Genomic DNA, 3,284 nt, shown 5'->3' on the forward strand with positions numbered 1-3,284 from the left:
CCACCCTGCTGCTCGGGCTGGCCGAACCCGCCCGGCTGCTGGCCGAACGCCGCAGCCGGGTTGTCGGCCGCGCTCGGCGGCGGGGTGTACGGGATCCCCTGGGGCTGGGAGCCCGGCGGGACCAGCTGGGTGGAGTCCGCGCCCGGGGCGTCGCCGCCGCCGACCGGGTTCACCATCTGGGTCGCGTTCGCGTCGACCGGCGGCATCGCCTGGGTCGCGCCCGCCCCGCCGTCACCCGGCTGGGCAGGCTGGACGACCTGGGTCGGCTCCGGCGTCTCCCCGAACGGGGAACCGCTCTGGGGCTGGGCGGGCTGGACGACCTGGGTCGGTTCCGGGCTGCCGAACGGGTCCTGCTGCGGCTGGGGGCCACTCGGCGGGCCCTGAGGTGGCTGGCCGCCACCCCACGGCTGGTTCGGTGGCTGCGGTGCACTCATGTGGGTCTTGAACCCCCTTGACGAGGACGCGAAAGTTTTGTACTCGCGCTCACGCTATCGGATCACCCGGCAGGGCGCTCGTAACGCCCCTGCCGGGTCCGCCGATTAAGACACTTCTCAGGCTCTGTTCAACGCCCGGCCAGGAAGCCCAGGAGGTCGTGCCGCGTGACGACGCCCGCGGGCTTGCCGTCGATCAGCACGAGGGCACCGTCGGCGCTCTCGAGCGCGGTCATCGCCGAGCCCACCTGCTCGCCGCCGCCGATCGTCGGCAACGGCGGGGACATGTGCCGGTCGAGCCGGTCGGCGGGCTGCGCCTTCCCGGTGAACAGCGCGTCGAGCAGGTCGCGCTCGTTGACCGCGCCGACGACCTCGGCGGCCATCACCGGCGGCTCCGCGCTGACCACGGGCATCTGGCTGACGCCGAACTCGGCCAGGATCGCGATGGCCTCGGCGACCGTCTCGTTCGGGTGCGAGTGCACCAGGTTCGGCAGCGACCCCCTCTTCTTGGTGAGCACGTCGGCGACCGTCGCGCCGGAGGAGTCGGGCGGCAGGAAGCCGAAGGACGACATCCAGGTGTCGTTGAACACCTTGGTCAGGTAGCCGCGGCCGCCATCGGGCAGCAGCACGACCACGACGTCGTCCTCGGTGAGCCGCTCGGCGAGCTTGAGCGCGGCCGCGACGGCCATCCCGCAGGAGCCGCCGACCAGCAGGCCCTCTTCCAGCGCGAGCCGGCGGGTGACCTGGAACGAGTCGGCGTCGGAGACCGGGATGATCTCGTCGGCGATGTTCCGGTCGTAGGTCTCCGGCCAGAAGTCCTCGCCGACGCCCTCGACCAGGTACGGCCGCCCGGTGCCGCCGGAGTAGACCGAGCCCTCCGGGTCCGCGCCGACGACCTGCACGCGGCCGTCGCTGACCTCCTTGAGGTACTTGCCGGTGCCGGAGATCGTGCCGCCGGTGCCGACGCCGGCGACGAAGTGCGTGATCTTCCCGTCGGTCTGCTTCCACAGCTCCGGGCCGGTGGAGAGGTAGTGGCTCTCCGGGTTCTGCGGGTTGGCGTACTGGTTGGGCTTCCAGGCGCCGTCGATCTCGCGGACCAGCCGGTCGGAGACGTTGTAGTAGGAGTCGGGGTGCTCGGGCGCGACCGCCGTCGGGCACACCACGACGCGGGCGCCGTACGCCTTGAGCACGTTGCGCTTGTCTTCGCTGACCTTGTCCGGGCAGACGAACACGCACTGGTAGCCCTTGCGCTGCGCGACCATGGCGAGGCCGACGCCGGTGTTCCCGGACGTCGGTTCCACGATCGTGCCGCCCGGGCGCAGCTCACCGGAGGCTTCGGCGGCTTCGATCATGCGCAGCGCGATGCGGTCCTTGACCGAGCCACCCGGGTTCAGGTACTCGACCTTGGCCAGCACGAGCGGCTTGAGCCCCTTGGTCAACGAGTTCAGCTTGACCAGCGGGGTGTTGCCCACGAGGTCAGCGATGTGCTCTGCATACTCCACAGCTTCAGCCTAAACGGCCGACCGGTGGCGTTGTCCACCTCACGCGCGATCGGGGTCCGGGGGCCTCCGGGTGCGCGTCGGTGATGCCGGGCAACGACGGCGAGGTCGGACCGCCCGGCGAGGACCGTTCAGGCAGCCACCAAGCCGCTCGTCCGCACCGGCTCCGGCCCGAGGGCCGCCGCACGCTGAGCCGTCATCCCGTCCCGGAGGGTCCGCCCGGCGCCGATCGGCACACGGCAGTCCATCCGCGAAACCAAGGACGCCCAACCGGTGATCATCGCCGGTTCACCTCCCGTCTTCCGGTTGTCCCGGCTCATCCTTTCGTGTCAATTCCGCCCAGCCCGGCCGGTCGTCGATCGGCCGTTCTTCCCAGCCCGGTGGCCAGGTCCGGGGAAATCCGCGTTGCGCGGTCGAACCGGCCAACCGCGCCGCCGACTTGCTGCCGAAATCGGCCGGACCAGCGAAAACAGCGCCGTTGAAGGAATCGCGTTCGCCACCGAAAACGGTTCCGCGGAAATCGGCGCGGTCCTTGAACTCGGCTGTGTTGAAATCCGCTTTGGTGTGGAATTCGGTGCCGCGGAACGCGGCCAGTTCGAAGAACGTCGCGCCGTAGCAGACGATCGACCGGATCGAGCAGTGCGTGAGCGTCAGCCCGACGAGCTTCGCCCCGGAGAAGTCGAGGTCGATGTCCGGCCAGAAGCCGCTGTTCGGCGTCTCGGGCTTGCCGGGCCGCAGGTGCAGCAGCAGGATGCGCTGCGCGGTCTTGCGGACCTGCAGCTCCTCGAGGTGCTCGGCGTCGTGCTCGTACGGCATCCGCAGGTAGGCGCAGAAGACGTTGACGATCGTCTGCCGGTGCTCGGGGTACCCGCCGGCGAGCCGTTCGAGCGCGTAGAGCCCGGCGAGCCGCACGGGTGCCTTGTCGCTGCCGAGCTGGTCGGCGGCCTTCCCGTAGATCTCGGTGACCCGCCGCTCGGTGGCGTCGTGGTCCTTCTGCACGAGGTCCAGCTCGGCGGACCGCTGCCGCCGCGCGGCGAGCAGCAACGCGGCGGCACCCCCGGTCCCGACGACGATGTTCGCGGCGGTCTTGAGCGCGTCGAGCCGTGCGGAATCCTCCGGGCGGCCGCCGCCCAGCAGGGTGAGCAGCAAGGTGGCCGACAGCGCGGCGAGCACCAGGAGCCCGGCGCCCCACAGCAGGATCGTCCTGGTCCGCAGCACGCGCTCGAGTTCGTTGGCCACGGGGCTCGATCCTGCCAGTCACGGGGCGGTCGCACACCGGATTCGGGGCGACCGGCGCCGCGCGCGAGGCTCGGCCCGGCCACCGCCGCGCCTGCCCGGCGCGACCAAGACCGCA

Annotated in this window: 2 protein-coding genes and 1 pseudogene; all 3 read right to left on the reverse strand. The window is 71.2% G+C overall.

Going from position 1 to position 3,284, the window contains the following annotated elements:
• Nucleotides 1-434 (reverse strand): annotated as a pseudogene (locus G3I65_RS02810) (hypothetical protein); the annotation flags it as partial.
• A 128-nt stretch (nt 435-562) separates the two neighbouring features.
• On the reverse strand, nt 563-1,933 hold the full coding sequence (locus G3I65_RS02815) for a cystathionine beta-synthase (RefSeq protein ID WP_160694439.1): 1,371 nt from the start codon (nt 1,931-1,933) through the stop codon (nt 563-565).
• Between the two features lie 285 nt (nt 1,934-2,218).
• A complete protein-coding gene (locus tag G3I65_RS02820) occupies nt 2,219-3,169 on the reverse strand; it encodes a pentapeptide repeat-containing protein (RefSeq protein WP_160694441.1) in 951 nt (316 codons plus the stop codon).
• Nucleotides 3,170-3,284: the final 115 nt, after the last annotated feature.

The organism is Amycolatopsis sp. SID8362 (assembly GCF_010550475.1).
Lineage (GTDB): Bacteria > Actinomycetota > Actinomycetes > Mycobacteriales > Pseudonocardiaceae > Amycolatopsis > Amycolatopsis eburnea.